This window comes from Aliivibrio sp. S10_S31 (assembly GCF_014694495.1).
Taxonomy (GTDB): domain Bacteria; phylum Pseudomonadota; class Gammaproteobacteria; order Enterobacterales; family Vibrionaceae; genus Aliivibrio; species Aliivibrio fischeri.
On the sequence record NZ_JAAUWR010000021.1, the window covers coordinates 1 to 25,016 of the forward strand.

The following is a 25,016-nucleotide window of genomic DNA, read 5'->3' on the forward strand; positions in this document are numbered from 1 at the left end:
GCATGGGACTCTAGGAGGAAAGAGCCCCATAGATTTTGAGTTAAGTAACTAAAACCCCGTGTCTACTTTTAAGGGGTCATATCAACCTGAAACCTGAAACCTGAAACCTGAAACCTGAAACCTGAAAATTAGTACCAGTAAGGCTCTTGCTTTTGCTCTTATAGAAGCGAAGCGTTCTAGTCCCTAGTCCCTAGTCCCTAGTCCCTAGTCCTTAGCATCTATAACCAAATCCCAACCAATATTCGTCTGCTTATCCGCTTCAATCTCTAACTCCGATCTCGTTAGAGGATTCGCCGCCAACCAAGCCCCATCAATCGACAATGACAAAACATCATTTTTTTCTGATAGCGTTACAGTAGGTGCTAAATTTACATCACGACGATGAGTGAGAATAATCGCTAAACGTAAAATACGTAGCATGCGTTGAGCGGAGATATCAGAAACTGCATGTTGAGTTGGCATGGCTGAGAAATATTCGCGGTAACGGCGTAATAACTCACCAATTAAGTGTTTTTGAGCGCGAGTGAAACCAGGTAAATCCAGTGCGTTAATTAAATAGGCTGAGTGCTCTCCACCTTTTTTATAATCAATACACATACCAATTTCATGAAGCTGAGTTGCCGCAGTAAGCAATGACAATGCTTGTGGCTCAGTAAGCCAGTCGTTACCACATTGCTGCACAAGTTGAATTGAGAGGTCGGTGACTTGTTGAGCGTAGTCAACGTCTAATTGATAACGCTGTTGGGTGCTCTTTATTGTGCGTTGACACACTTCATCGTGTTGCAGTTCATCGATCATTCCGTAGCATAGGCCTTCACGTAACGCGCCGCCAGCTAGAGTCATAGAATCGATGTTCAATAATTCAAAAATAGCAATAAGGATGGATAAACCGCTTGGGAACACTAATGCTCGCTCAAGTGTTAACCCATCAATATCTAACTCTTCTAAGTGTTCATATTGCATTGCTTGCTTTTGAAGGCGCTTTAGCTTGGCTAAGGTGATGACCTCATCCATGCCTTGCGCCAACATAATTTCTTGCAATGCTTGTACCGTACCACTGGCTCCAACACAGGTCTGCCAACCTAAGTCAGTATATTGCTGTAAAATTGGAGCTAACGTCTCTTTAGCGCCGGCAATTGCCGCATCGAAGTTCTTTTGGGTTAGGGCACGATCTTTAAAGTAGCCTTCTAGCCAAGTTACACAACCCATTTTTAAGCTTGTGAGTGCTTGTGCTTCAAAGCCTTCGCCAATAATTAGCTCTGTACTTGCTCCGCCGATATCAACGACTAAACGACGGCCATTACCACCTGAAGTGTGCGCAACTCCTTGGTAAATCATACGAGCTTCTTCTTCGCCTTCGATCACGTTAATGTTGTGACCTAAGATTTGATTGGCTTTTTCTAAGAAGATATCCACATTGCTAGCGACACGCAGCGTTGCTGTACCGACAATGCGAATATTTTCTACAGGGATGTCTTGCAGACGTTCTGCAAATAAGCTCAAACAATCCCACCCACGTTGCATAGCTTCATGGCTGAGTGTGTTATTTTCATTTAATCCCGCAGCTAAACGAACTTTACGTTTAATTTTAGCCATGGTTTGCACACTACCATTTATATGACGCACAACAAGCATATGGAAGCTATTGGAGCCTAAATCGATGGCGGCATACATAGGTGATATTGTTGAACTTTTCATAACATCCTTTTACTTTTTTACTGAGCTCTCAACTTACGATTGAGTATTGCGTGGTTGACGTGGGCGAGAATGCTTACGGTTGCCGCCTTGACGTTGACCATTGTTGTTACGACGATTTTGCTGCGGACGACGTTGAAGACGTAATGGTGCAGGCAAATCTTCTAATAATGCAGAAGCATCGTAATCAGATTGTGGGATTGAATGCTCAATGTACTCTTCGATAGCAGGAAGATTAATTGCGTATTCTTCACATGCAAAGCTAATAGAGTTACCGCTTGCACCTGCACGACCTGTACGGCCAATACGGTGAACGTAATCTTCAGCTTCGTTTGGTAAATCAAAGTTAAATACGTGTGTTACTTGTGGAATATGTAGACCACGAGCAGCTACATCGGTAGCAACTAAGATATCAACATTACCCTGTGTAAATTCTTCTAAAATGCGCTCACGTTTTTTCTGTGGAACGTCACCTGTAAGAAGGCCAACACGGTGTTTATCAGCGGCTAAGTGACCCCAAACTGATTCACATTTGTGTTTTGTGTTTGCAAAGATAATCGCACGATCTGGCCATTCTTCTTCAATAAGTGTTTGAAGCAATGCCATTTTATGATCATTTGAAGGATAGAAAAGTTCTTCCTTAATGCGATGACCTGTTTTTTGCTCTGGTTCAACAACAACGTGCTCTGGCTCTTGCATGTGTTCAAAAGCAAGCTCTTGCACACGGTAAGATAGCGTCGCAGAGAACAGCATGTTTAAGCGTTCTGTTGGCGCAGGCATACGACGGAAGATAAAGCGAATATCTTTAATAAAACCTAAATCGAACATGCGATCGGCTTCATCAAGAACAACAGCTTGAATCATTTTAAAGTCGATGTGACCTTGCTTGTAGAAGTCAATGATACGACCGGTTGTACCGATCAAAATATCAACGCCTTGCTCAATCACTTGTTGCTGTTTTTCATAACGCTCACCACCGTAAGCCAGTGCCGCTTTTAGGCCTGTGCTTGCGATAAGTGATTCAGCATCATTGAAGATTTGAATCGCTAATTCACGTGTCGGAGCCATGATAATGGCACGCGGTTGTGTGATTTTACGACCTTCAGGTGCTGGTGTCGTTAATAGGTGATTAAAAGTAGCAGTAAGGAACGCTAACGTCTTACCTGTACCCGTTTGGGCCTGGCCTGCAATGTCTTGGCCGGCGAGCAGTACCGGCAATGCCTTAGCTTGAATTGGGGTACATTTAATGAACCCTTTTGCATTCAAACCATCGATAACCTGAGGCTGTAAACCTAGGTCGGCAAAGTTTTGCTCTGTGATGTGCGTCTTTTTCATAGCTATAGAATATCAGTTAAAGCTTGCAATACGAAACGGATTCCATTCAAATAGAGAATCAATTTGCTGGTTATCATCAAATCAGCCTTTAAATTTAACGTTGGAGTTGACGATGAGCGACAAAATTTTGCAGCTTACAGATGGCGGTTTTGAAGAAAGTGTAATCAACGCTGCAGGCCCTGTACTAGTAGATTTCTGGGCAGAATGGTGTGGTCCTTGTAAAATGATTGCCCCGATTCTGGATGAGATTGCTGATGAGTACGAAGGCAAACTAACGATTGGTAAATTAAATATCGATCAAAATGCTGGTACACCACCAAAATTTGGTATTCGTGGCATTCCAACGCTACTTCTTTTTAAAGATGGCGGCGTAGCTGCAACGAAAGTGGGTGCACTTTCAAAGACTCAACTTAAAGAGTTTCTTGATGCAAACCTATAATTTAGGATGGTATTAAGTCAGATAGAACCGCATATAATGAAAAATTATGTGCGGTTTTGTTTTATCTGAGCTAAGCTAAGCCCATAAATAGGGTTAACCCCCTAGACTAAAAACCGAATAAGTGATAATTTATCGCGCGTAATTTATACGATTTCATTTCTTGACCGAGCTCGAAGGTCATCCATTCTTAAATCAACTAAAGATAGAATCTGATTTTGACTAAACAACTACCTACCACTATGAATCTTACTGAACTTAAAAACCGACCTGTATCGGACCTTGTTGCTCTTGGCGAAACACTAGGCCTAGAAAACTTAGCTCGTCTAAGAAAACAAGACATTATTTTTTCTATTCTTAAGCAACACGCTAAGAGTGGCGAAGATATATTTGGTGACGGTGTTCTAGAGATTCTGCAAGATGGCTTTGGTTTCCTTCGCTCGGCAGACAGTTCTTACTTGGCGGGTCCTGATGATATTTATGTATCACCAAGCCAAATTCGTCGTTTTAACTTGCGTACTGGTGATACCATTGCCGGAAAGATTCGTCCACCAAAAGATGGCGAACGTTACTTTGCACTTCTTAAAGTAAACGCTGTAAACCACGACCGTCCTGATAACGCACGTAATAAAATCCTTTTTGAAAACCTTACTCCTCTGCATGCTAACGATCGTTTACGCATGGAACGTGGTAATGGTTCAACAGAAGACATTACAGCACGTGTTCTTGATTTAGCATCACCAATTGGCCGTGGCCAACGTGGTCTGATTGTTGCTCCGCCAAAAGCGGGTAAAACTATGCTACTTCAAAACATTGCTCAAAGTATTGCGCATAACCACCCTGAGTGTGAGTTGATGGTTCTACTTATCGATGAACGTCCAGAAGAAGTAACAGAGATGCAACGCCTAGTTAAAGGTGAAGTAGTTGCATCAACGTTTGATGAGCCAGCGTCTCGTCACGTTCAAGTTGCTGAAATGGTTATCGAGAAAGCAAAACGTCTTGTTGAGCATAAGAAAGACGTTGTTATCTTACTTGACTCTATTACTCGTCTAGCTCGTGCATACAACACAGTGATCCCATCATCTGGTAAAGTTCTTACTGGTGGTGTGGATGCTAACGCACTTCACCGTCCTAAGCGTTTCTTCGGTGCGGCACGTAACGTTGAAGAAGGTGGTAGTTTAACTATCATCGCAACAGCACTTGTTGATACTGGCTCTAAAATGGATGAAGTTATCTACGAAGAGTTTAAAGGTACAGGTAACATGGAATTACACTTAAACCGTAAGATTGCGGAAAAACGTGTATTCCCAGCTATCGACTTTAACCGTTCAGGTACTCGTCGTGAAGAGTTGCTGACTAAAGCGGATGAGCTACAGAAAATGTGGATCCTGCGTAAGATTGTTCACCCAATGGGCGAAATCGATGCAATGGAATTCCTAATTGATAAGCTATCAATGACGAAAACAAATGATGAGTTCTTTGACGCAATGCGTCGCCAATAATTGATATAAAACTCATTTATTGATGTAGAGCTCAAAAATAATGAAACGCTGCCAATTTGGTAGCGTTTTTTGTTGATTAAATGTTAATTTGATCGCACTATGATTTGCACTAAGCTTGGTAAAGGAAATCTAACTTAGTTCATTTCAAGGAGTAACATATGCAACAAGGACTGTTAGCATCAATCCTCCTTTTTATTAGTTTGCTGTTTGGGCAAGTATCTGCCTCTGAGATTCAACCAAACTTTAAGAATAGTTTATTGAATGATCAGCAACTCAAGAAGAAGGTGGAAAAGCTCCATCAATATATTATTGATGATGACACCACAACATTAAACTTTTCTCTTAATCGTCTTTCTATGCCACAGCAAGAAGCGGTACGCTTTATGTTGCTTCAAAACATTGAAAAAGACAGATTAATCTTATCTCCAGCAGTCAGTATTTGGCTAAAAGAACAATTAACTCTGCACCCAACTTATACCATCAAAGAACAAGGTGATGGCTATGTAGTGACAAAGTTAGCGTTTGATTATTCAAGTATTGCAGCACGCGTATTAAATGAGATGAAAAAAAATCAGCAAGTATTGGATTTTATTCTCGCAGCAGAAGAAAAGCGTCTCATATTGTCTGAATGGTTAACGGGTGAACCTCACCAAGTACGAGTGCGCCAATCTATTGTGTTAGCTGAATTAGATAGCCTTACGCCAGAAGCGTTAGACTATCTTGTTAAACAACTTACGGATGACGCTGTATCTGTATGGTTGCCAACAACGGAAGTAATGGTTCGTTTAGCTCAAGTATCTAAAGACCCTGGAATATATAAAATTTTATGGCGTATGCGAACGGATCAGTACAGTCTTGGTGAGCTTGATCGCCTGTCTACATTGACCCCTGATGCTTTTGCAACTGAGCAATTAATAGCAGCGACTAAAAATCCATCATTGAAACAGAGAGCTTTTGCCTCACTTGCTCAACTTCATCCGTTGCCACAAGAGGTTCAGCATTTCTTATTAGCGAAGCTTGATCATATTCAAGATGGCGGTGCAGTCGCAATGCATTTAGCTAATTACGGGCATGTATCTTGGCTAGAAAGCTTGGTAAGCGGCAGCAATAATGTTCGTAAGCAGCACGTAAAGTTTGCTTTATCACAAAATTAATAAGATTTTAATTCCACAAATATTTATATATTCATTGCCTAATGAGATACGTTTTCGCTCTAGGTGATGAGTGTTAAGTAGGGTTGGGGATATTCATTTGTTTGGGTATAATCTACTCAAACTCATTAGATGTAGATAGCGATGCAATATAAGGATTTACGTGATTTTATCGACCATTTGGAAGATATTGGTCAGCTAAAACGCATTTCACACCCCATTGACCCTCATTATGAAATGACAGAGATCAGCGATCGTACTTTACGAGCGGGTGGTCCTGCTTTGCTATTTGAAAATCCAGTTGGTTATGATATTCCGGTGTTAACCAACTTATTTGGTACACCAGAGCGTGTCGCTATTGGCATGGGACGCCAAGACGTTTTGGAGTTGCGTGAAGTAGGTAAATTACTTGCGTACCTAAAAGAGCCTGAGCCACCAAAAGGTTTTAAAGATGCGTTAGATAAACTGCCAGTCTTTAAGCAAGTGTTGAATATGCCAACTAAGAATATTCGCAAAGCGGCATGCCAACAGATTGTTTGGCAGGGCGATGACGTTGATCTTGATAAAATTCCTGTAATGAGTTGTTGGGCTGATGATGTTGCTCCGTTATTAACGTGGGGTCTAACCATTACTAAAGGTCCGCATAAAAAACGCCAAAACTTAGGTATTTATCGCCAGCAGAAGCTGAGTAAAAACAAAGTGATCATGCGTTGGCTTGCTCACCGTGGTGGTGCATTAGATTTGCGTGACTGGATGGAAACACATCCAGGGGAACCTTTTCCTGTCTCTGTGGCGTTTGGTGCCGATCCAGCAACGATTTTAGGTGCAGTAACGCCTGTGCCTGATACTTTATCTGAATATGCGTTTGCAGGCCTTCTGCGAGGTAGCAGAACTGAAATAACCAAATCCATCAGTAATGATTTAGAAGTACCAGCCAGCGCTGAGATTGTCCTTGAGGGTTATATTGATCCAACTGAATTTGCCGATGAAGGCCCTTATGGGGACCATACCGGTTATTACAATGAAGTTGAAAAGCACCATGTGTTTACGGTTACGCACATTACCATGCGTAAAGAGCCGATTTATCACAGTACGTATACGGGCCGTCCGCCTGATGAGCCTGCGGTATTAGGTGTGGCATTAAATGAAGTATTTGTGCCTATTTTACAAAAGCAGTTTCCTGAAATTATTGATTTTTATCTTCCACCAGAAGGGTGTTCGTACCGCATGGCGGTTGTGACAATGAAGAAGCAATATCCAGGTCATGCTAAACGTGTGATGATGGGAGTATGGTCATTCTTACGTCAGTTTATGTACACCAAGTTTGTATTGGTTTGCGATGAAGAGGTGAATGCTCGAGATTGGTCACAAGTAACGGCGGCAATGTCTCAGCATATGGATCCAGCTCGTGACAGCTTGATGATAGAAAATACGCCGATAGATTCATTAGATTTTGCTTCACCTGTGGTGGGATTAGGTTCAAAAATGGGCTTAGATATCACCAAAAAATGGGATGCAGAATTAGCATTATCACCAAACGTGGAATGTTCATTAACAAGCAGTGAGCAGATTGAAGGGTGTATCGCTGAAATAACCAAAATGTGTCCTGAGATTATTGAAATTCATTTGCAGAATGACAATGCCAATATGGTGGTTGTATCCATCAATAAACAGGCAGCAGGTAATGCTAAGAAAATCATGGATGCTATTTGGGCTCAATTTGAAGAGAACAAATTTGTTATAGTGTGTGACGATGATGTCAATGTGAGTGATTGGAATGACATCATTTGGGCGGTAACAACACGAATGGATCCGGCGAGAGATACCTTATTTTTACAAAGCGAAGGTGAAACCTCAAAAATGGGGTTAGATGCCACCAATAAATGGGAAGGTGAATGTCTTCGTGAGTGGGGAACACCAATCAAGAAAGACCCAGAAGTTGTTGCGAAAATCGATGCCATTTGGAATGAATTAGGGATTTTCAAATAAGTATTGGTTTTAGTGAAGTGTAATGTCTTGTAGCAAAACAGCTGTTGCTATCGATAAGCTATCAACACCAATTAAATCCATTCTGTTTTTGCGGAAAGACATTTCATTTCACTGAATAAAGTAAACGAAAAGGTATTTCATTAAGATCTGAAAAAGATAAAGTGTGATGAAAAAAATAACACTACTACCACAGCAAAAAGAATTTAGCATCGAAGAAGGGCAAACCATTCTTGATGCGGCACTCGAGGCGGGAATTAATTATCCAAACCGATGCCAAGTCGGCGCATGCGCTATGTGCTTATGCAAAAAATTAGAGGGTGAAATTGAATACGATTTAGAGCCTCTTCTTACCGATAAAGAACAACAAGAAGGGTGGGTATTTGCGTGTCAGGCAACAGCAAAAAGTGATTTAGTGCTGTTGTTAGAATAAATCCTCCCCGTATAATTAGAGTTTAATGCTCAATACACATAATAATGACAGCGTACAAATGCCATATTAAAAAGGCATCAGCTGAAAAAGGAAAGTCATGCCAATCAATTGCAAAGTAAAGTCTATCGAGCCATTGGCTTGTAATACTTTTCGAATTTTACTTCACCCAGAACAGCCTGTTGCTTTTAAAGCAGGCCAATACCTAACGGTTGTTATGGGTGAAAAAGACAAACGCCCATTCTCAATCGCAAGTAGTCCTTGTCGCCACGAAGGTGAAATTGAGTTACATATTGGTGCCGCAGAGCACAATGCTTATGCCGGAGAAGTGGTTGAATCAATGAAATCGGCACTAGAAACGGGTGGTGATATTTTAATTGATGCGCCTCATGGTGAAGCGTGGATCCGTGAAGACAGCGATCGTTCAATGTTATTGATTGCTGGCGGTACAGGTTTTAGTTACGTACGCTCAATTCTTGATCACTGCATTAGCCAAAAGATTCAAAAACCAATTTACCTATACTGGGGTGGTCGTGATGAATGCCAGCTGTATGCAAAAGCAGAATTAGAGACTATTGCTCAAGCGCATAGCCATATTACGTTTGTGCCAGTGGTTGAGAAAAGTGAAGGCTGGACAGGTAAAACGGGTAATGTGTTAGAAGCGGTAAAAGCCGATTTTAACTCACTAGCAGATATGGATATTTACATCGCAGGTCGCTTTGAAATGGCTGGTGCAGCACGTGAGCAGTTCACCACTGAAAAACAAGCGAAGAAAGAGCAGCTGTTTGGTGATGCATTCGCATTTATTTAATCGAGCTTTCTAAAAAATATCAATAAAAATGCCACTCAATAATGAGTGGCATTTTTTTATGGATGTTATAAAAAATGAATTAGCCTTTATCATCAACCATAGTCAGTGCTTTACGAGAAAGATCTGCTGCCGCTTGTTTGCGGTTTTGCTTATCTAATACTCGCGCAAGATAGGCGTAATCAGACATATCTTCACGAATCGCTAATGCAGCCTCAAAATGTTCACGCGCTGGCTGCCATTTTTGTGTTCGCATATAAAGCTGCGCCAATGTACTTTGAATTACTGGGTTACGAACATCGTAATCTGCCATGCTTTCAAGCAACACGGTTACTGGGTGATAATCAGCAAGATTTAGTGTAGGCAGTAGAGCAACGAGACGATCATCCGCACGTTTCTTTAGGTTATCTCGCAAGATAATATACGCTTCTGAATCTGCTTTACGTATTTGTAATTGTTGAATGAGACAAATCAGAATTGGAACATGTTTTTTAAGTTTCTTTGGTAAGGCATCCCAATGCTCTAGTAAACCAGCGGTTCCCTTATTGGTCGCAATAACGGCCATTAACCCACATTCTGCTTTTTCTTCTAACTCTAAGGCTTGTTGGTCGGTAATTAGATTCGCTTTACTTAAAGGATGAATGATGTTTTTCAGTGCTTGCCATTCATTTAATGCAAGGTAACACTCTTTTAGTAGTTCTAATAAAACCGGATTACGAGGGTAATCAACCTTAACAAACTGTAAGGTCGCTAATGCCAGTTCATACTGTTTTTGGCGCATTTGCAGTTTTGCACTGGTTAATGCAACCGCTAATGTACTGTCATCTTGCTCTGATGCTAATTGTAGGTATTTATCTCTCAGATCAATTTGCTGACGACCTTGAGCCGCTTCCGCAGCAGCCAAATAATTTAATAGTGGGAAATCATTATGACGCCCACCTTTAGTTATTAGACGCTCAGCCTCTTTCCATTCACCTTCGTGCAGTTTAATCATACCTTTAAAGGTGTTGTAACGAGCTTTACGCAAATGACGAGCACTAAACCAACCACGAGTATAATTACTCACAGATAGAATGCGCTTCATGATCATTTCAAGTAAGAACAAGCCAGCAATCAAAGCACCAATAAAGAGCACTAAGGTCGTTAAGCTCATCTCTATGGTCGTATTAGCAACGGATATCAATACATAGCCTTGTTGATCAGCAAAGGTTGTTCCCACGATTAATCCACCGACTAAGACAATCGCCAGAAGAAGTAATCGGATCATGATTTACCTCCTTCAGTTGTTTCAGTCTGTTTTACTGTTGCTTTTGGGGTTTCACCAATCGCTTGAACATTACGGCGAAGTCGCTCTGAAATGAAGTCCGACAATAGCGCTTGAGTCTTCATTTTCTTTGGATAACGAACGTCTACTTTGTATTTTGCTAAAGAGTCTAGCTGAGCCATAAAGCTTTTCACTGCAGGGTCATCTTGTTGGAAGTACTGAGAAGACCACAGTTTTGCGCTTTCTAGTGATGTTGCATAAACCTCACTTTGCTCACGATAAAGTGCTTTAGATGCCAGTAGCAATTTGCCTTTAATGTTCTCTTTTAAGTAAAAATGCTGCTCAGGGCTAAGTAGTGGAATAACGTTACCTTCACGAACTCTATATGTAATGAAGTGGCCAGCAAAATCATTAAGAGATTGTTTTAGGTTTGATTGCCAATCATTAATGTTGGTTGAAACGTGTTTTTCTTCGACAGCATCGGCTTCTGGAAGAACGGCGCTTGCCAATGGCAGTTTATTAATTTGTTGTTCTAGGCTATTTAGTTTTAATACTAAGCCATCACGGTCAATTAATGGGATCGCTTTTAATGTCGCAATGTCATCAGCCATTGCGCGACGTAGCGGTGTAAGGCTTGGATCGTTTAATGCAGAAATTCGTTGGTCTGCGTTTTCCATTAAACGCGTTGCACTGACCACATCATGTTCCAACCATAATTTACGACCCGCCATTTTTACTAAGTAATCCGCTTCTGCAAGTAACCAGTCATTTGGACGACGACCTTTGATATCAGCAATTGCCAATTGAAGGCTCGCAATGCTCTTATCTTGTTGCTGCATTAGAACCGTCGCCTTACGTACAATCTCATCTGCTTTATCGGTAATGCGCTGCTCTGCTGCAACCAGTTTTGCATCAAGCGTGGTATCTGCTGTTTTTAATTTTTGCTCAAGTTGAGCGATTTGGATTTGTTGTTGGGTAACTTGTTGTTGCGATGCTAAGAAGGCACCGCCACTGAATAAAATAGAGATAATAATGGCAACAGTCCCTAAGCGACGGCCTTTTTTATCGACAATATTTTCTGTGTTAGAAGCAGAGTGTGTGGTGGTTTTCTCTGGCTCTTTTTTTATATCAGGGGCTGTAGTCACAACCGGCTTATCTTCGGTTGGCTGTGTTGTATTATTATTTTTTGTCATTTGAAAATCCCATCATAATGATGCTCACTGATATAGTGCAGCAAGTCGGAATTAGAGGCTCCGCCAACCGTTTCAATATGTTGATAACCAAGTTCTTTTGCAAATTGGTTAATGCGCTCACTTGGTACCAATAATCTAAGCTTCAGTACCCAATTTAAATCTGTACCTGTAAATTGAGAGGTGAAAAAAGAGAGTTGTTCACCACTGGTTACAATCAATGTGTTTACGTTCTTTTCTTGCCACTCTCGAGTTTTGATAGATGCATCAAATGCGATGGCTTGACGTTGGTAAGCCTCGCAATATGTCACATCCACATTGAGATCGTTCAGAACTTGATAAATCAGATCTCGTCCGCCATTTCCTCGAAGAATAATGGCTTTTTTCCCTGTCGCGTTTTGTAAGACAGGAAGGGCTAATAAATGTTCACTGTCGCTATGGGTTGGGTAGTGTACTGGATCTGAAATATACTTTTTGAGGTGTTGAGCGCTCTTTTGACCGACCGCAATATAATTAACCCCCTGTTTCCACTCTAATTGTAGCTGTTTTAAATACTTTTGGGTGTATTCAACAGCGTGCTGACTGACAGCGATAATAAAATCACCATCATTAAGTGAAGAAAATAGCCTAGGGAGTTGAGACAGTTCATTGCCGGGGTGAATGGTGATAAGAGGATGAGAAATAGCTGGATGCCCTGATTGATTCAAGGCATCACATAAAGCTTGGCTCTCTTGCTCAGGGCGAGTCACCAAAATCGTCATAGTTACGCTTCTGCGTATAGGCGTTCTAAAATTTCTTTCGCGCCATCGTTTAAAAGTTGATCGGCAAGTTGAGTACCTAAAGCTTCCGCGTCAGAAACCGGTCCAGACACTTCACCACGGATCATCACTGAGCCATCAGGTTCACCAACAAGAGCACGTAACCAAATTTGGTCACCATCAATGAGTGAGTAGCTACCGATTGGCACTTGGCAACCACCTTCTAAGCGATTATTCATCGCACGCTCACACAGAACTCGGTTTGCTGTTTCTGGGTGATTTAGAGGTTCAAGTAAAGCACGAAGACGATCGTCATCTAAGCGAGCTTCAATACCAACAGCTCCTTGACCTACAGCAGGTAATGATTTCTCAGGTTCGATTGCACTTTTGATTCGGTCTTCTAGACCTAAACGGATTAAACCAGCACAAGCAAGAATGATCGCATCGTAGTTACCATCATCCAGTTTTTGTAGACGAGTGCCCACATTACCGCGTAATTCTTTGATAATAAGATCAGGACGAGCTTCTTTAAGCTGGCATTGACGACGTAGGCTACAAGTACCAACAACGGCGCCTTGAGGTAACTCATCAATATTGTTGTAAGTGTTCGATACAAATGCGTCACGTGGGTCTTCACGTTCACAAATCGTAACAAGACCTAAACCTTCAGGAAATTCAACTGGCACGTCTTTCATTGAGTGAACAGCAAGGTCTGCGCGGCCTTCTAGCATCGCAACTTCAAGTTCTTTAACGAATAAGCCTTTTCCGCCAACTTTTGCTAATGGCGTATCAAGAATAATGTCGCCTTTCGTTACCATAGTAACCAATTCAACTTCCAAACCTGGGTGAGCGGCTTGTAGTGCATCTTTAACAAAGTGGGCTTGCCATAGAGCCAAAGGGCTTTTACGAGTGGCGATACGAACAGGTAATTGCTGTGACATAGTAGTATCCGATCAAAATAATTACCTTATCCTACCATTACTTGAGGGTGAGGTGAAAATACAGGATGACAACAGTGTGATTATGGGTTAAAAACATCAGCGCAAAAGGTAAGGGTATTACTTTTTGTAGTGATGCGCTAAACTTTACGTCTAAAGTTAAAAGTGTTATCTTGATCACGTTTTATAGTCGGTATTGAACGAATGCTGTTCAATATTCACCATCATCTTAGATGACAAAGATTAGCTAGGCTTTCTATTTGCAAACCTATATTGAAACATTAATTGCTCGACAGCAACGCCTCACGGAGCAACGTGTAGAGCGAGCTTTAGCACTAATGAAACCACTTGGGCAAGAGATCTTCCATCAATTGCCATTGCTATTGCATTTCAATCATTCGGAGCTTCCGGGTTTTGTTGAAGGTGCACCTAGTGGTATTAAACAATTTCATGCAAATAAAAAGCAGCGTGAGTGGATGGCTCAACTTACGCTTCGTTATCCTCTATCTACTTCAAATCAAGGTAATATTCTTGGTTTGTATTCAATGGGTAGTACTTCTTCTATTGGCCAAACCGTTGCCAGTGATCTCGATATTTGGGTTTGTATTCCTGAAAATCTTCCTGCCGAGAAAAAAGCACTTCTACAACAAAAATGTGATGCACTCACCGAGTGGGCATTGCAGTTTTATATTGAAGCTAACTTCTTCTTAATGGAACAGAACCGTTTTAGAGATGCGTATTCTGAAGAGATGACAGGTGATAACTGTGGTTCTTCACAACATCTTCTTTTGCTTGATGAGTTTTATCGTACCGCCGTATGTCTAGGTGGACAGCAATTGCTATGGCAAATCATCCCTCCAGAAATGGAAGAAAGTTATGATGATTATGTCGATCAGTTGTGTGAGCAAGGGATTATTCAGCGTGACCAATGGATTGATTTTGGTCGCCTTAACCATATTCCTGCTGAAGAGTATTTTGGCTCAAGTTTATGGCAACTATATAAAAGTATCGATTCGCCGTTTAAATCGGTGTTAAAAGCGATCTTATTGGAAGCTTATTCTTGGGAGTACCCGCATACACAACTATTAAGCATTGATAGTAAACGCCGATTTTTTGCCGATGATCCTGATCTTTATGGGATGGATGCGTACTACCTGATGCTTGAGAAAGTGACTCGTTATCTTGAACGAACTAATGATATGTCTCGTTTAGAGTTGGTTCGTCGTAGTTTCTATTTGAAAACACATGAGAAGCTTTCAAGAAGACAAGGTCAAGGCTCTGTTGAATGGCGTCGCAAGGCGTTAAGTGAGTTAACGACGCAATGGGGATGGAGCTCTGAATACATTACAGAGTTAGACTCTCGTCGTACTTGGAAAGTAGAACAGGTGAAGAAATCACACCACGATCTGCTTGAAGCCTTGATGCAAAGTTACCGAAATTTGATCCGTTTTGCGCGTAATAATGATATAACGTCGTCGATCAGCCCTGAAGATATCAGTATTCTTGCTCGTAAGCTTTATGCTGCATTTGAAGAACTTCCAGGTAAGGTGACGCTACTTAATCCTCAGATCTCACCAGATTTACACGAGGCAGATTTAAGTTTTGTAGAAGTGCCAGAAAACAGTGTTAATAAAGCAGGTTGGTACGTCTATAAAAAACCATTAATTGCCAAAGAATTAATGGGAGCCAAGTTCTTAGAGCATAACCGATATTTAAGTAAGTTAGTTGCATGGGCGTTCTTTAATGGCCTACTGACGGAATCAACACGCTTGGATGCTGTGGTTCGTGATGCAGACTTGAATATCGATAAGTTCTATCAAATGGTGAGTGATTTAAGAAACACTTTCTCTGTGTACTTACCGCAGCCAACCAAAGAAGAATTAGGCAGTCCTTGTGAAGTTCGACAACTTTCTATTTTTATTAATTTAGAAAATGATCCGACAGAACGATTGAAACTGAAACCTGAGCGTATGAATCAGGCGGATGCAGATATTTTCAGTTGTGGCAGTGAGCAAAACAACCTAATTGGTAGCGTTGATTTAGTGTATCGAAATTCATGGCATGAAGTAAGAACACTAAACTTTAGTGGTGAAACCGCTATTCTTGATGCGTTAAAAACCGTATTGTGCAAAATGCACCAAGATGCTGCTCGTCCAGAATCTGTAGATGTGTTTTGTTACAGCAAACAGATGCGTGGCATCATTCGTAATAACATTTATCAATTGCTGGCTGAGTGTATTGAGCTTCGTTTAAAACCTGTTGAAAATAACGAAAAACGTCGTCGTTTCAAGGGCATCAAAATTGGTTCAACCATGTATGGATTGTTCTTTGAGCGTCGTGGTGTATCGATCCAAAAACTGGAAGATTCCGTTCAGTTTTATTCGAGTATCTCTACCAATAAGGCGATTGGTTCAACCACCATACCTTTGGGTGATAACAGTGGTGTGGTTATCCCTGATGCGGTGGACTCATTTGCGAGTGAAGGTTTGATCCAATTCTTCTTTGATGATTCGCAAAATGATGACGATGGTTTTAATATTTATGTCTTAGATGAAGAGAATAAGATTGAAATCTATCACCAATGTTATGGCAGTAAAGATGATATGGTGAACAGCATTAATCACTATTACACTTCAAGTCGTAATAACGAAGATTTGTCCAATCCAGATAAGGTGAACTTTAACTTACCTCAGTTTTATGAGGTGGTATATGGTGATACACAAGAGGCGTCGATTCATTCATATCGTAGTGGACAGCAACACGCGAAAGTAAAACAAGCCATCTAAAAAGCAAAAAGAGACCCGAGATTTGGGTCTCACTTCATTTCAGTATATACTCCGTCTACATGTATAAATAACCAGTGTGATGTGATGGACGTTTCTTTTCTTCTTGATGGTCTTAATGACAAACAGCGCGAAGCCGTAGCCGCTCCGTTAGAAAACATGCTTGTACTTGCGGGTGCCGGTAGTGGTAAAACTCGAGTACTTGTTCATCGTATCGCATGGTTAATGCAAATTGAGCAAGCGTCTCCTTTCTCTATCATGTCAGTGACCTTTACCAATAAAGCGGCAGCTGAAATGCGTGGTCGTATTGAAGAGCTAATGCATGGTAGTGCAGGTGGTATGTGGAATGGTACTTTCCACGGTATCTGTCATCGTATTCTTCGTGCTCATTATCTTGATGCAAAACTGCCTGAAGGTTTCCAAATTATTGATTCTGATGATCAACAACGTTTATTAAAACGTCTGATCAAAGCTCAGAATTTAGATGATAAAAACTGGCCAGCTCGTCAAGCGGCTTGGTTTATTAATGGTAAAAAAGATGAAGGCTTACGTCCTCACCAAATTAACTCTTTTAACGATCCAATTACTCAAACATGGTTGAAAGTCTATAGTGCTTACCAAGAGGCTTGTGATCGTGCTGGCTTAGTGGATTTTGCTGAAATCTTACTGCGTGCACATGAGTTACTTCGTGATCACAAGCATATCCGAGAGCATTACCAAGCGCGTTTTAAGCATATTTTGGTGGACGAATTCCAAGATACCAACAACATCCAATACGCTTGGCTACGCATGATGGCAGGGTCTGATTGTGATGTGATGATCGTAGGTGATGATGACCAATCCATTTATGGTTGGCGTGGTGCTCAGATTGAAAATATTCAAAAATTCTTAGATGAATTTGTTGGTGCAAAAACCATTCGTCTAGAACAAAACTACCGTTCAACGGCCAATATTCTAAATGCAGCCAACGAATTGATCAGTAACAACACTGAGCGTATGGGCAAGAAGCTATGGACTGAAGGCGTTGAAGGCGACTTAATCTCCATTTATTCGGCGTATAACGAATTAGATGAAGCACGCTTTGCTGTCGGTAAGATTAAAGAGTGGCGTGATAATGGTGGCGCACTTGAAGACTCAGCATTTTTATACCGTAATAACGCCCAATCTCGTGTGCTTGAAGAAGCTTTAATTCAAGCGGGCTTACCGTACCGAATTTATGGTGGTATGCGATTCTTCGAACGACAAGAGATCAAAGATGCTTTGTCTTACTTACGTTTAATGAATAACCGTAATGATGATGCTGCATTTGAACGTGTTGTTAATACGCCTACTCGTGGCTTAGGTGACAAAACGTTAGAGACAGTACGTTTTGCTGCTCGTGAGCGTGGAGCAACCATGTGGCAAGCGAGTATCGCTTTAATTGAAGAGCAAGTATTACCGGGTCGTGCTGCTGGGGCATTAAGCCGTTTTATCGAGCTAATTAATGCACTAGAAGACGACACTCGTGATTGTCGTCTGCATGAACAAACTGACCAAGTGATTAAAAGCTCAGGTTTGTTTGCTATGTATGAACAAGAGAAAGGCGAAAAATCAAAAGCACGTATTGAGAACTTGGAAGAGCTGGTAACTGCAACTCGACAGTTTGAAAAACCTGAAGAAGCAGAAGAGATGACCGATCTGACGGCTTTCTTAACTCATGCTGCATTAGAGGCGGGTGAGGGGCAGGCTGATGAGTTTGAAGATGCCGTTCAATTAATGACATTGCATAGTGCTAAAGGACTAGAGTTCCCACTTGTGTTTATGGTGGGTGTTGAAGAAGGCATGTTCCCGAGCCAAATGTCAGCAGAAGAAGCCGGACGTTTAGAAGAAGAGCGTCGTCTTTGTTATGTTGGTATGACTCGTGCGATGGAGAAACTTTATATTACGTATGCAGAAATGCGTCGTTTGTATGGCCAAGATAAATACCATAAACCGTCTCGTTTTATTAAAGAGATCCCAACGGAATGCGTAGAAGAAGTACGTATGAAGGCGAAAGTGAGTCGTACAGGGTCATATGGCAGTTATGGACAAAGCGCTTCATCAGACAGTCGTTTTGGCCAAAAAGCGGTGAATAATAATTTCAATGAAACGGGTTATGCATTAGGGCAGCGAGTGAAACATCCAAAGTTTGGTGAAGGAACCATTATCAATTTTGAAGGTGCTGGCCCACAAGGTCGTGTACAAGTTGCGTTTAATGGTGAAGGGATTAAATGGTTGGTGACTCAGTACGCTAAGCTAGAATCAATGTAGGTTGGTTTTTAATTAATAAAATAAAAAAAGAGAGCAAATATGCTCTCTTTTTTTATCTATTATTTAGCCACATCTGAATTCATCGTAAAAGGACTTAAAAATTGTAATTCATTACAATTGTGACATTTAAATTTCTTTGTATTACGTTGAGTGATGTATCTTTCAACAAAACTTCGTTTAGATGGTAATAGCGGTAGTTCCGCTTTACAGTTTTTACACCTAGCCATATATTGAACCTATTTACAATGTTATCAATAGTTTATGATATTTTTATTAAACCAGTGTCACATATTGAGAAATAAATTTCACGGATATATTGCTAATTGAGTATAAAAAAGTGCAATAAATAGGTGTAGATCTAAATATAAAAATTAGGTATACATTTTAATGTTACAAAATTATACCTAGCTCTTTAGTGTTATTTATTCTTTTTGTTTCTAGCCATGAAAGCATCTGTGGTAAAGATAAGTAAAGCAGCCCAAATAAAACCAAAAGTAATTGCTTTATCAGCACTAAATTCTTCACCATATAATCCGACCGCTAGCAAAAACATTAAGCTTGGGCCTATATACTGGAAAAAGCCTAGTGTAGACAGTTTTAGTCGAGTCGCTGCTCCAGTAAAACAGAGTAATGGAACGGTAGTAATGATGCCGGCAGCGATCAGCAACAGATTTAAGTTCAGCGTATTTTCACTAAAATTTGATGTCGCAGTATCAGCAATAAACAGCAGATAAATTAGGGTAAGTGGTAACATCACTAAGGTTTCTATGAATAATCCAGTTTGTGCATCCATTGCGACTTTTTTACGAAGTAATCCATAAAATCCAAAACTACACGCAAGCGCAATGGCGACAACTGGAATTGAGCCAAAGGTAATTAGTTGGATTAGTACTCCGGCACTTGCAAATAGAACCGCGATCCATTGAAGTCGTCTTAATCGCTCCCCAAGAAAAATCATTCCGAGAACAACGTTGAGCAGTGGATTAATGTAATAACCTAAGCTCGCGTCCAACATATGTCCGGCATTCACAGCCCAGATAAATATCAGCCAATTAGCACCAATTAATACACTGGTTGTAATTAGATAAGTCATTTTTTTCTTATCTTTTAGTGTATTGATAACCGTTGTCCAGCCTTTGGAAAAAGAGAGTAATGCCGCCAAAAAGAAGAAAGACCAAATAACACGGTGACTTAAAATCTCTAAAGGAGAGACTTCGCTGATGGTTTTAAAATAAATTGGTGCAATGCCCCATATGGTGTAAGCACCAAGAGCAAATAAGACACCCTGACGAGTGCGTTGTTGTTCGAGAGTTGTTGTTGGCATATGTGAGTTCTTAACACTGCGAGTAAAATAGAAAAGAGAATGTCTGGAGTGACACTCTAAAGATATTATTATTTTCGCTAGTATATATGACGTTAGAAAAAGATGCTTTTTTAATCGTGTATTGAAGATAATACAGTGTCGAATATGCCGTGTTTTTTCCTATTGCTCTTTTACTCACCGATAAGCATGGGTAGAATGAGCCTCCCATATTATTGATGAGTTTTTTATGTCCAGCATGATCGCAGAACAACCAATGGAAGAGGTGTCGCCAAGTTACACGGTTTTAAAAGACGTGTTTGGCTACCAAGAATTCCGTGTTGGACAAGAAGAAGTCATCAATGCTGTCTTAGAAGGTAAGGATAGTCTTGTCATCATGCCTACTGGTGGTGGTAAGTCGCTTTGTTATCAGATCCCAGCGTTGGTTTTTGAAGGGCTAACACTGGTGATTTCACCGTTAATATCCTTAATGAAAGACCAAGTTGATCAACTTAAAGCGAATGGGGTAAAAGCAGAGTGCTTAAACTCAACCATTGAGCGTGAAGAGCAAATAGCGATTTGGAATCGAGTGAATGCTGGTCAGGTGAAAATGCTTTATGTGTCGCCTGAGCGTGTGATGATGCGTGACTTTATGGATCGTTTAGAGTCTCTAAACTTGTGTATGATCGCTGTTGATGAAGCGCATTGTATTTCGCAGTGGGGTCACGATTTCCGTCCTGAATATGCATCATTAGGACAGATTAAACAGCGTTTTCCTAGTGTTCCGATTATGGCTCTCACCGCGACTGCTGATGAAGCCACTCGTAAAGATATTCTACATCGTCTTTCTTTGCCTGATCCGCATCAATACTTGGGCAGTTTTGATCGCCCAAATATTCGTTATACGGTATTAGAAAAGCATAAACCGGTGAGCCAGATTGTTCGCTATCTTGCGACGCAAAAAAATCAATGTGGTGTGATTTATTGTGGTAGTCGTAAGAAAGTTGAAATGCTGACTGAGAAGCTCTGCAACAACCATATTCGTGCGGCGTCTTATCACGCAGGTTTAGATTTGGATGAGCGTAATTACGTTCAAGAAGCCTTTCAACGAGATGATATTCAAATCGTCGTTGCGACGGTTGCCTTTGGTATGGGGATCAATAAATCCAACGTACGTTTTGTTGCTCACTTTGATATTCCAAAGAACATCGAATCTTATTACCAAGAGACAGGTCGAGCGGGGCGTGATGGTCTGCCAGCAGAAGCGGTCATGCTTTATGATCCTGCCGATATAGTTTGGTTAAGAAAACTGGTTGAAGAGAAGCCTGAAGGCCCTCAAAAGCTTGTAGAAAGCCATAAATTAAATGCGATGACAGCCTTTGCTGAAGCACAAACCTGTCGTCGCCAAGTATTACTTAACTACTTTGGTGAATACAGTGCAAAGCCCTGTGGTAACTGTGATGTGTGTTTAGATCCGCCAAAGCAATTTGATGGGACAGAGGCGGCACAAAAAGCACTTTCTTGTGTTTATCGAGTTAATCAAGGCTTTGGCGTTGGTTATGTAGTGGAAGTACTTCGTGGGCTTAAAATTGCCCGTATTCGTGAGCATGGACATGATAAGTTATCGACCTATGGTATCGGTAAAGAGCACAGTCATGAATATTGGGTGAGTATTATTCGACAATTAATCCATAAAGGATTATTAGTTCAAAATATCACTCGAAACTCTACATTACAGCTAACAGAAGAAGCTCGCCCAATCTTAAAAGGGCAAGAACCGTTAGAATTAGCAGTACCGCGATTGGATATTGCAGCAAAAACGGCAAAATCAGAGAAATTGAATAATCGTAATTACGATAAACAGCTATTTGCTAAATTGCGTAAGTTACGTAAATCTATTGCAGATCGAGATGACTTACCGCCTTATGTGGTATTCAGTGATGCAACCTTAATGGATATGGCTGACATTTTACCGACCTCTTATGGAGAGATGTTAGCGGTAAATGGCGTAGGGCAGAAGAAGCTTGAAAAATATGCTGATCCATTTTTAGATTTAATTGAAATGCACTTAACAGGACAAGGATAAGTCATGAGTTTATTTTCAGTTATTGAATTTGATAAAGAAGTTGGACGCATTATTTTTGCCATTCCTGAGTTCGATTTTGATACCTTCAATGACGTGGGAAAACAATTGGTTTCAGCAATGGATGCAAAGGTGATAGAGCAACAAGTGGATGCGGACTTGCATTCATGGCTCATTGATTTTGAAGGAACGCATTTACTGCTGCGAGCAGAGCACTATTCAAACTCCGTATGGTTAGAAAGCTTATCTTCAGGAGAGGCGATTGATGAGCTGAACTTTATTGTCGGTTTGTTTTAATTGGCTTAATTTTTAAAAGAAAACGGCTGTAGATATACAGCCGTTTTTTTTGGATTAAGCCATGTGGCTTTCTTTCTTAATCTTTTCTTTATGATGCTTTTGCTCACCAATTAGTGCGTAAGTTAAGCAAACAATAGAGATGACACAAGAGGCAACTAAGATCATAAAGCCACCATCCCAACCAAAGTGGTCAACGGTATAACCAAGCAGTGCATTCGCTGCAACAGCTCCGCCAAGGTAACCAAATAATCCTGTTAATCCTGCCGCTGTACCCGCCGCTTTTTTAGGTGCTAATTCCAGCGCATATAAACCAATGAGCATTACCGGACCATAGATTAAGAAACCAATAGCAACCAATGCGATCATATCAACGGTTGGGTTTCCTGCTGGGTTAAACCAGTAAACCAATACCGCAATAGTCACTAACGCCATAAATAGAATCCCTGCAGGAGCTCGTTTTCCTTTGAACAACTTATCAGAAATCCAACCACATAGAAGGGTGCCAGGAATACCTGCCCACTCATATAGGAAATATGCCCAAGAAGATTTATCAACAGTGAATTCTTTGGCTTCTTTTAAGTAAACTGGTGCCCAATCTAAAACGCCATAACGGATCAAGTAAACAAAGGCGTTAGCAATTGCAATTGACCACAACAATTTATTTGAAAAAACGTATTTAAAGAAGATTTCTTTCGCCGTCATTTCTGTTTCATATGCCGAATCATAATCATCTGGATAGTCGTTTTTAAATTCTTCAATTGGCGGAAGACCACATGATTGAGGTGTATCTCTTACTGTTAACCAAACAAAAAAAGCAACAAGAAGAGCAAAGAAAGCAGGGACGTAGAACGCAGTTCGCCAATCATCATTAAATGCCCATAAACCAAGAAGGAATAGTGGGCCAATTAATCCACCTCCGACGTTGTGTGCAACGTTCCATACCGAAACTATTTCACCACGCTCTTTTCTTGACCACCAGTGCACCATGGTTCTACCACAGGCTGGCCATCCCATCCCTTGGAACCAACCATTTAAAAACAATAAGATAAACATGGCAGTAATGCTGCCAGTTGCCCAAGGCATAAAGCCAAAACAAAACATAACGAGGGCAGACATGACCAAACCAGCACTGAGAAAATATCTAGGATTGGAACGGTCAGAAACACTTCCCATTAAGAATTTAGATAAACCATAAGCGATAGATACCGCAGCCAGAGCAACCCCTAAATCGCCTCGACTGTATCCTTGTTCGATAAGGTAAGGCATTGCTAAACTGAAGTTTTTTCGAACAAGATAGTATCCAGCATAACCAAAGAAAATGCCGAGAAAAAGTTGCCATCGTAACCGCTTATAAGTGCTACTGATTTCTCCCGTTGGGAGTTGTGCGATATGTGCTTTAGGTTTAAAAACACCAAACATAGCCGACCTCTTATTTTATTATTAATTTTCATTATCGAACCTATTTTTAGGTTCGTTCGAAATTTTGGCTATTATTATAATGATTGGTTTAGAAAACTGTGTCAGATGGTCGATTTGTATAAATAAAGAAGAGATGTTTTGAAGTTTGTGAGTACGCTTAGACTATCCCCTGATTTGGTTAACGCCTTGCTCATTTTGGTTGTTTTTAAATCTTGTGATCAAAATCGGTTAATGTATAATCACCGCCCTAAAAATTGGCTAGAGTCATTACGTAAATAAACGGTGATTTTAGCTTTGTGTTTAATTTGGGTTCCCTCGCCCCCAATGACAAAAAGGTACTTATATGAGTACATTTACGCCCGCGCAACAGCGCAACGCTTTATCTTTCCTTGTTGTATTCCACCTTGTAATTATCGCATCAAGCAACTATTTGGTTCAGTTACCCTTTACTATTTTTGGGTTTCATACCACTTGGGGTGCGTTTACCTTTCCATTCATTTTTCTCGCTACTGATTTAACGGTTCGTATTTTTGGTGCCAAAATGGCAAGAAGTATTATCTTCTTTGTTATGTTGCCAGCATTAGCGGTATCGTATTTTTTATCGGTGGTATTTTTTGAAGGTCAGTACCAAGGTTTTTCTCAACTTGGCGAGTTTAATTTATTCGTTGCACGTATTGCAGTAGCAAGCTTTATGGCTTATTTACTGGGTCAAATATTAGATGTACATGTATTTAATCGTCTACGTCAATTAAAGCAGTGGTGGGTAGCACCAACATGCTCAACATTGTTTGGTAACGCATTAGATACACTGGCTTTCTTTAGCATTGCTTTCTACCAAAGCCCTGATGCCTTTATGGCAGAGCATTGGACAGAAATTGCATTGGTTGATTATGGTTTCAAACTGGTGATCAGTTTAGGCTTGTTTGTACCAATGTATGGTGTGTTATTGAATTATCTAACTCGTAAGTTAACTTCTGAAGGTCATCAATTAGCGACGCAGCCTTCACAGGTGTAAGCGAAAATGATCCAAAGAAGAAAAGGCTAACATTATGTTAGCCTTTTTTATTACCTATACTATTGAAATAAAAGGGATATTGAAATTAGTTGAGATCTTTTCTCATTTACTTATTGCATTCTAAATGAGAATGGTTATTATTAACTTGTCTTCAGGGAATACGCACACGGAGTTATCCGCACTATTTCAAGAAGGCACGACATTGCTCACATTGCTTCCAGTGTAAATCAGCTACATGAGCAGTGGTGGACGTACAAACGTATTACCATTGTTCTCTTTTTGCTGAGCGGCGCTTCATTTAAGAAGACGCCGCTTTTTTTTGTCCGTTTTTTGAACT

At 40.6% G+C, this 25,016-nt stretch carries 19 protein-coding genes; 11 read left to right on the forward strand and 8 right to left on the reverse strand.

All coding sequences use genetic code 11. The features are described from left to right. Nucleotides 1–204: 204 nt before the first annotated feature. Nucleotides 205–1,698 (reverse strand): guanosine-5'-triphosphate,3'-diphosphate diphosphatase, encoded by a 1,494-nt coding sequence (gppA, locus tag HC728_RS16225; protein ID WP_065641488.1) that lies wholly within the window; start codon nt 1,696–1,698, stop codon nt 205–207. Between the two features lie 33 nt (nt 1,699–1,731). After that, nucleotides 1,732–3,030, reverse strand: a complete 1,299-nt coding sequence (rhlB, locus tag HC728_RS16230; protein WP_012532773.1) for an ATP-dependent RNA helicase RhlB — start codon at nt 3,028–3,030, stop codon at nt 1,732–1,734. A 112-nt stretch (nt 3,031–3,142) separates the two neighbouring features. Here rhlB and trxA point away from each other — a divergent pair, with 112 nt between their 5' ends. The 6 genes from trxA to fre all read left to right on the forward strand — a co-directional run bounded on the left by trxA (nt 3,143) and on the right by fre (nt 9,346). Next, nucleotides 3,143–3,469: a thioredoxin TrxA gene (gene trxA, locus HC728_RS16235; protein ID WP_005416871.1), complete on the forward strand. Its 327-nt coding sequence runs from the start codon at nt 3,143–3,145 to the stop codon at nt 3,467–3,469. 239 nt (nt 3,470–3,708) lie between these two features. Further along, nucleotides 3,709–4,968 carry a transcription termination factor Rho gene (rho, locus tag HC728_RS16240; protein WP_005416872.1) on the forward strand — a complete coding sequence of 420 codons (1,260 nt, stop codon included), beginning with the start codon at nt 3,709–3,711 and terminating at the stop codon, nt 4,966–4,968. 158 nt (nt 4,969–5,126) lie between these two features. After that, a complete protein-coding gene (locus tag HC728_RS16245; RefSeq protein WP_065597133.1) occupies nt 5,127–6,122 on the forward strand; it encodes a hypothetical protein in 996 nt (331 codons plus the stop codon). Nucleotides 6,123–6,263: 141 nt separating this feature from the next. Then, nucleotides 6,264–8,108 (forward strand): 4-hydroxy-3-polyprenylbenzoate decarboxylase, encoded by a 1,845-nt coding sequence (ubiD, locus tag HC728_RS16250; protein ID WP_065597132.1) that lies wholly within the window; start codon nt 6,264–6,266, stop codon nt 8,106–8,108. A 166-nt stretch (nt 8,109–8,274) separates the two neighbouring features. Next, entirely contained in the window at nt 8,275–8,538 is a 264-nt protein-coding gene (locus HC728_RS16255; protein WP_005416876.1) for a 2Fe-2S iron-sulfur cluster-binding protein, read from the forward strand. Between the two features lie 97 nt (nt 8,539–8,635). Then, on the forward strand, nt 8,636–9,346 hold the full coding sequence (fre, locus tag HC728_RS16260) for an NAD(P)H-flavin reductase (protein WP_012532698.1): 711 nt from the start codon (nt 8,636–8,638) through the stop codon (nt 9,344–9,346). Nucleotides 9,347–9,425: 79 nt separating this feature from the next. Here fre and HC728_RS16265 read toward each other — a convergent pair whose 3' ends face one another. The 4 genes from HC728_RS16265 to hemC are packed head-to-tail and all read right to left on the reverse strand — an operon-like array spanning nt 9,426 to nt 13,496. Beyond that, the gene (locus HC728_RS16265) at nt 9,426–10,610 is read right to left on the reverse strand and encodes a heme biosynthesis HemY N-terminal domain-containing protein (protein ID WP_065597131.1); all 1,185 of its coding nucleotides are present in this window, start codon (nt 10,608–10,610) and stop codon (nt 9,426–9,428) included. Then, entirely contained in the window at nt 10,607–11,800 is a 1,194-nt protein-coding gene (locus HC728_RS16270) for a uroporphyrinogen-III C-methyltransferase (RefSeq protein WP_065595627.1), read from the reverse strand. Before HC728_RS16270 ends, HC728_RS16265 begins: the two co-directional genes overlap by 4 nt. Continuing rightward, the gene (locus HC728_RS16275) at nt 11,797–12,558 is read right to left on the reverse strand and encodes a uroporphyrinogen-III synthase (RefSeq protein ID WP_065595628.1); all 762 of its coding nucleotides are present in this window, start codon (nt 12,556–12,558) and stop codon (nt 11,797–11,799) included. The genes HC728_RS16270 and HC728_RS16275 overlap by 4 nt, the downstream gene beginning before the upstream one ends. A gap of 2 nt (nt 12,559–12,560) precedes the next feature. Further along, nucleotides 12,561–13,496, reverse strand: coding sequence for a hydroxymethylbilane synthase (gene hemC, locus HC728_RS16280; protein WP_190395758.1), 936 nt, complete (start codon nt 13,494–13,496; stop codon nt 12,561–12,563). A 257-nt stretch (nt 13,497–13,753) separates the two neighbouring features. Between hemC and HC728_RS16285 the strand changes: the two genes are divergently transcribed. Both HC728_RS16285 and uvrD read left to right on the forward strand, forming a co-directional pair. Next, nucleotides 13,754–16,279 (forward strand): class I adenylate cyclase, encoded by a 2,526-nt coding sequence (locus HC728_RS16285; protein ID WP_012532668.1) that lies wholly within the window; start codon nt 13,754–13,756, stop codon nt 16,277–16,279. An 84-nt stretch (nt 16,280–16,363) separates the two neighbouring features. After that, the gene (gene uvrD / locus HC728_RS16290) at nt 16,364–18,565 is read left to right on the forward strand and encodes a DNA helicase II (protein WP_011260941.1); all 2,202 of its coding nucleotides are present in this window, start codon (nt 16,364–16,366) and stop codon (nt 18,563–18,565) included. Between the two features lie 418 nt (nt 18,566–18,983). Here uvrD and rarD read toward each other — a convergent pair whose 3' ends face one another. Then, the gene (rarD, locus tag HC728_RS16295; RefSeq protein WP_017018905.1) at nt 18,984–19,889 is read right to left on the reverse strand and encodes an EamA family transporter RarD; all 906 of its coding nucleotides are present in this window, start codon (nt 19,887–19,889) and stop codon (nt 18,984–18,986) included. 226 nt (nt 19,890–20,115) lie between these two features. On the opposite strand from rarD, the gene recQ reads away from it, so the two are divergent. Then, entirely contained in the window at nt 20,116–21,951 is a 1,836-nt protein-coding gene (gene recQ, locus HC728_RS16300; protein ID WP_065597126.1) for an ATP-dependent DNA helicase RecQ, read from the forward strand. Between the two features lie 3 nt (nt 21,952–21,954). Then, nucleotides 21,955–22,245 carry a DUF3630 family protein gene (locus HC728_RS16305; RefSeq protein ID WP_005416912.1) on the forward strand — a complete coding sequence of 97 codons (291 nt, stop codon included), beginning with the start codon at nt 21,955–21,957 and terminating at the stop codon, nt 22,243–22,245. A 54-nt stretch (nt 22,246–22,299) separates the two neighbouring features. Here HC728_RS16305 and glpT read toward each other — a convergent pair whose 3' ends face one another. Beyond that, the gene (glpT, locus tag HC728_RS16310) at nt 22,300–23,664 is read right to left on the reverse strand and encodes a glycerol-3-phosphate transporter (protein WP_005416914.1); all 1,365 of its coding nucleotides are present in this window, start codon (nt 23,662–23,664) and stop codon (nt 22,300–22,302) included. 343 nt (nt 23,665–24,007) lie between these two features. Between glpT and HC728_RS16315 the strand changes: the two genes are divergently transcribed. Further along, the gene (locus HC728_RS16315) at nt 24,008–24,679 is read left to right on the forward strand and encodes a 7-cyano-7-deazaguanine/7-aminomethyl-7-deazaguanine transporter (protein WP_017018904.1); all 672 of its coding nucleotides are present in this window, start codon (nt 24,008–24,010) and stop codon (nt 24,677–24,679) included. The last annotated feature ends 337 nt before the right edge of the window (nt 24,680–25,016 follow it).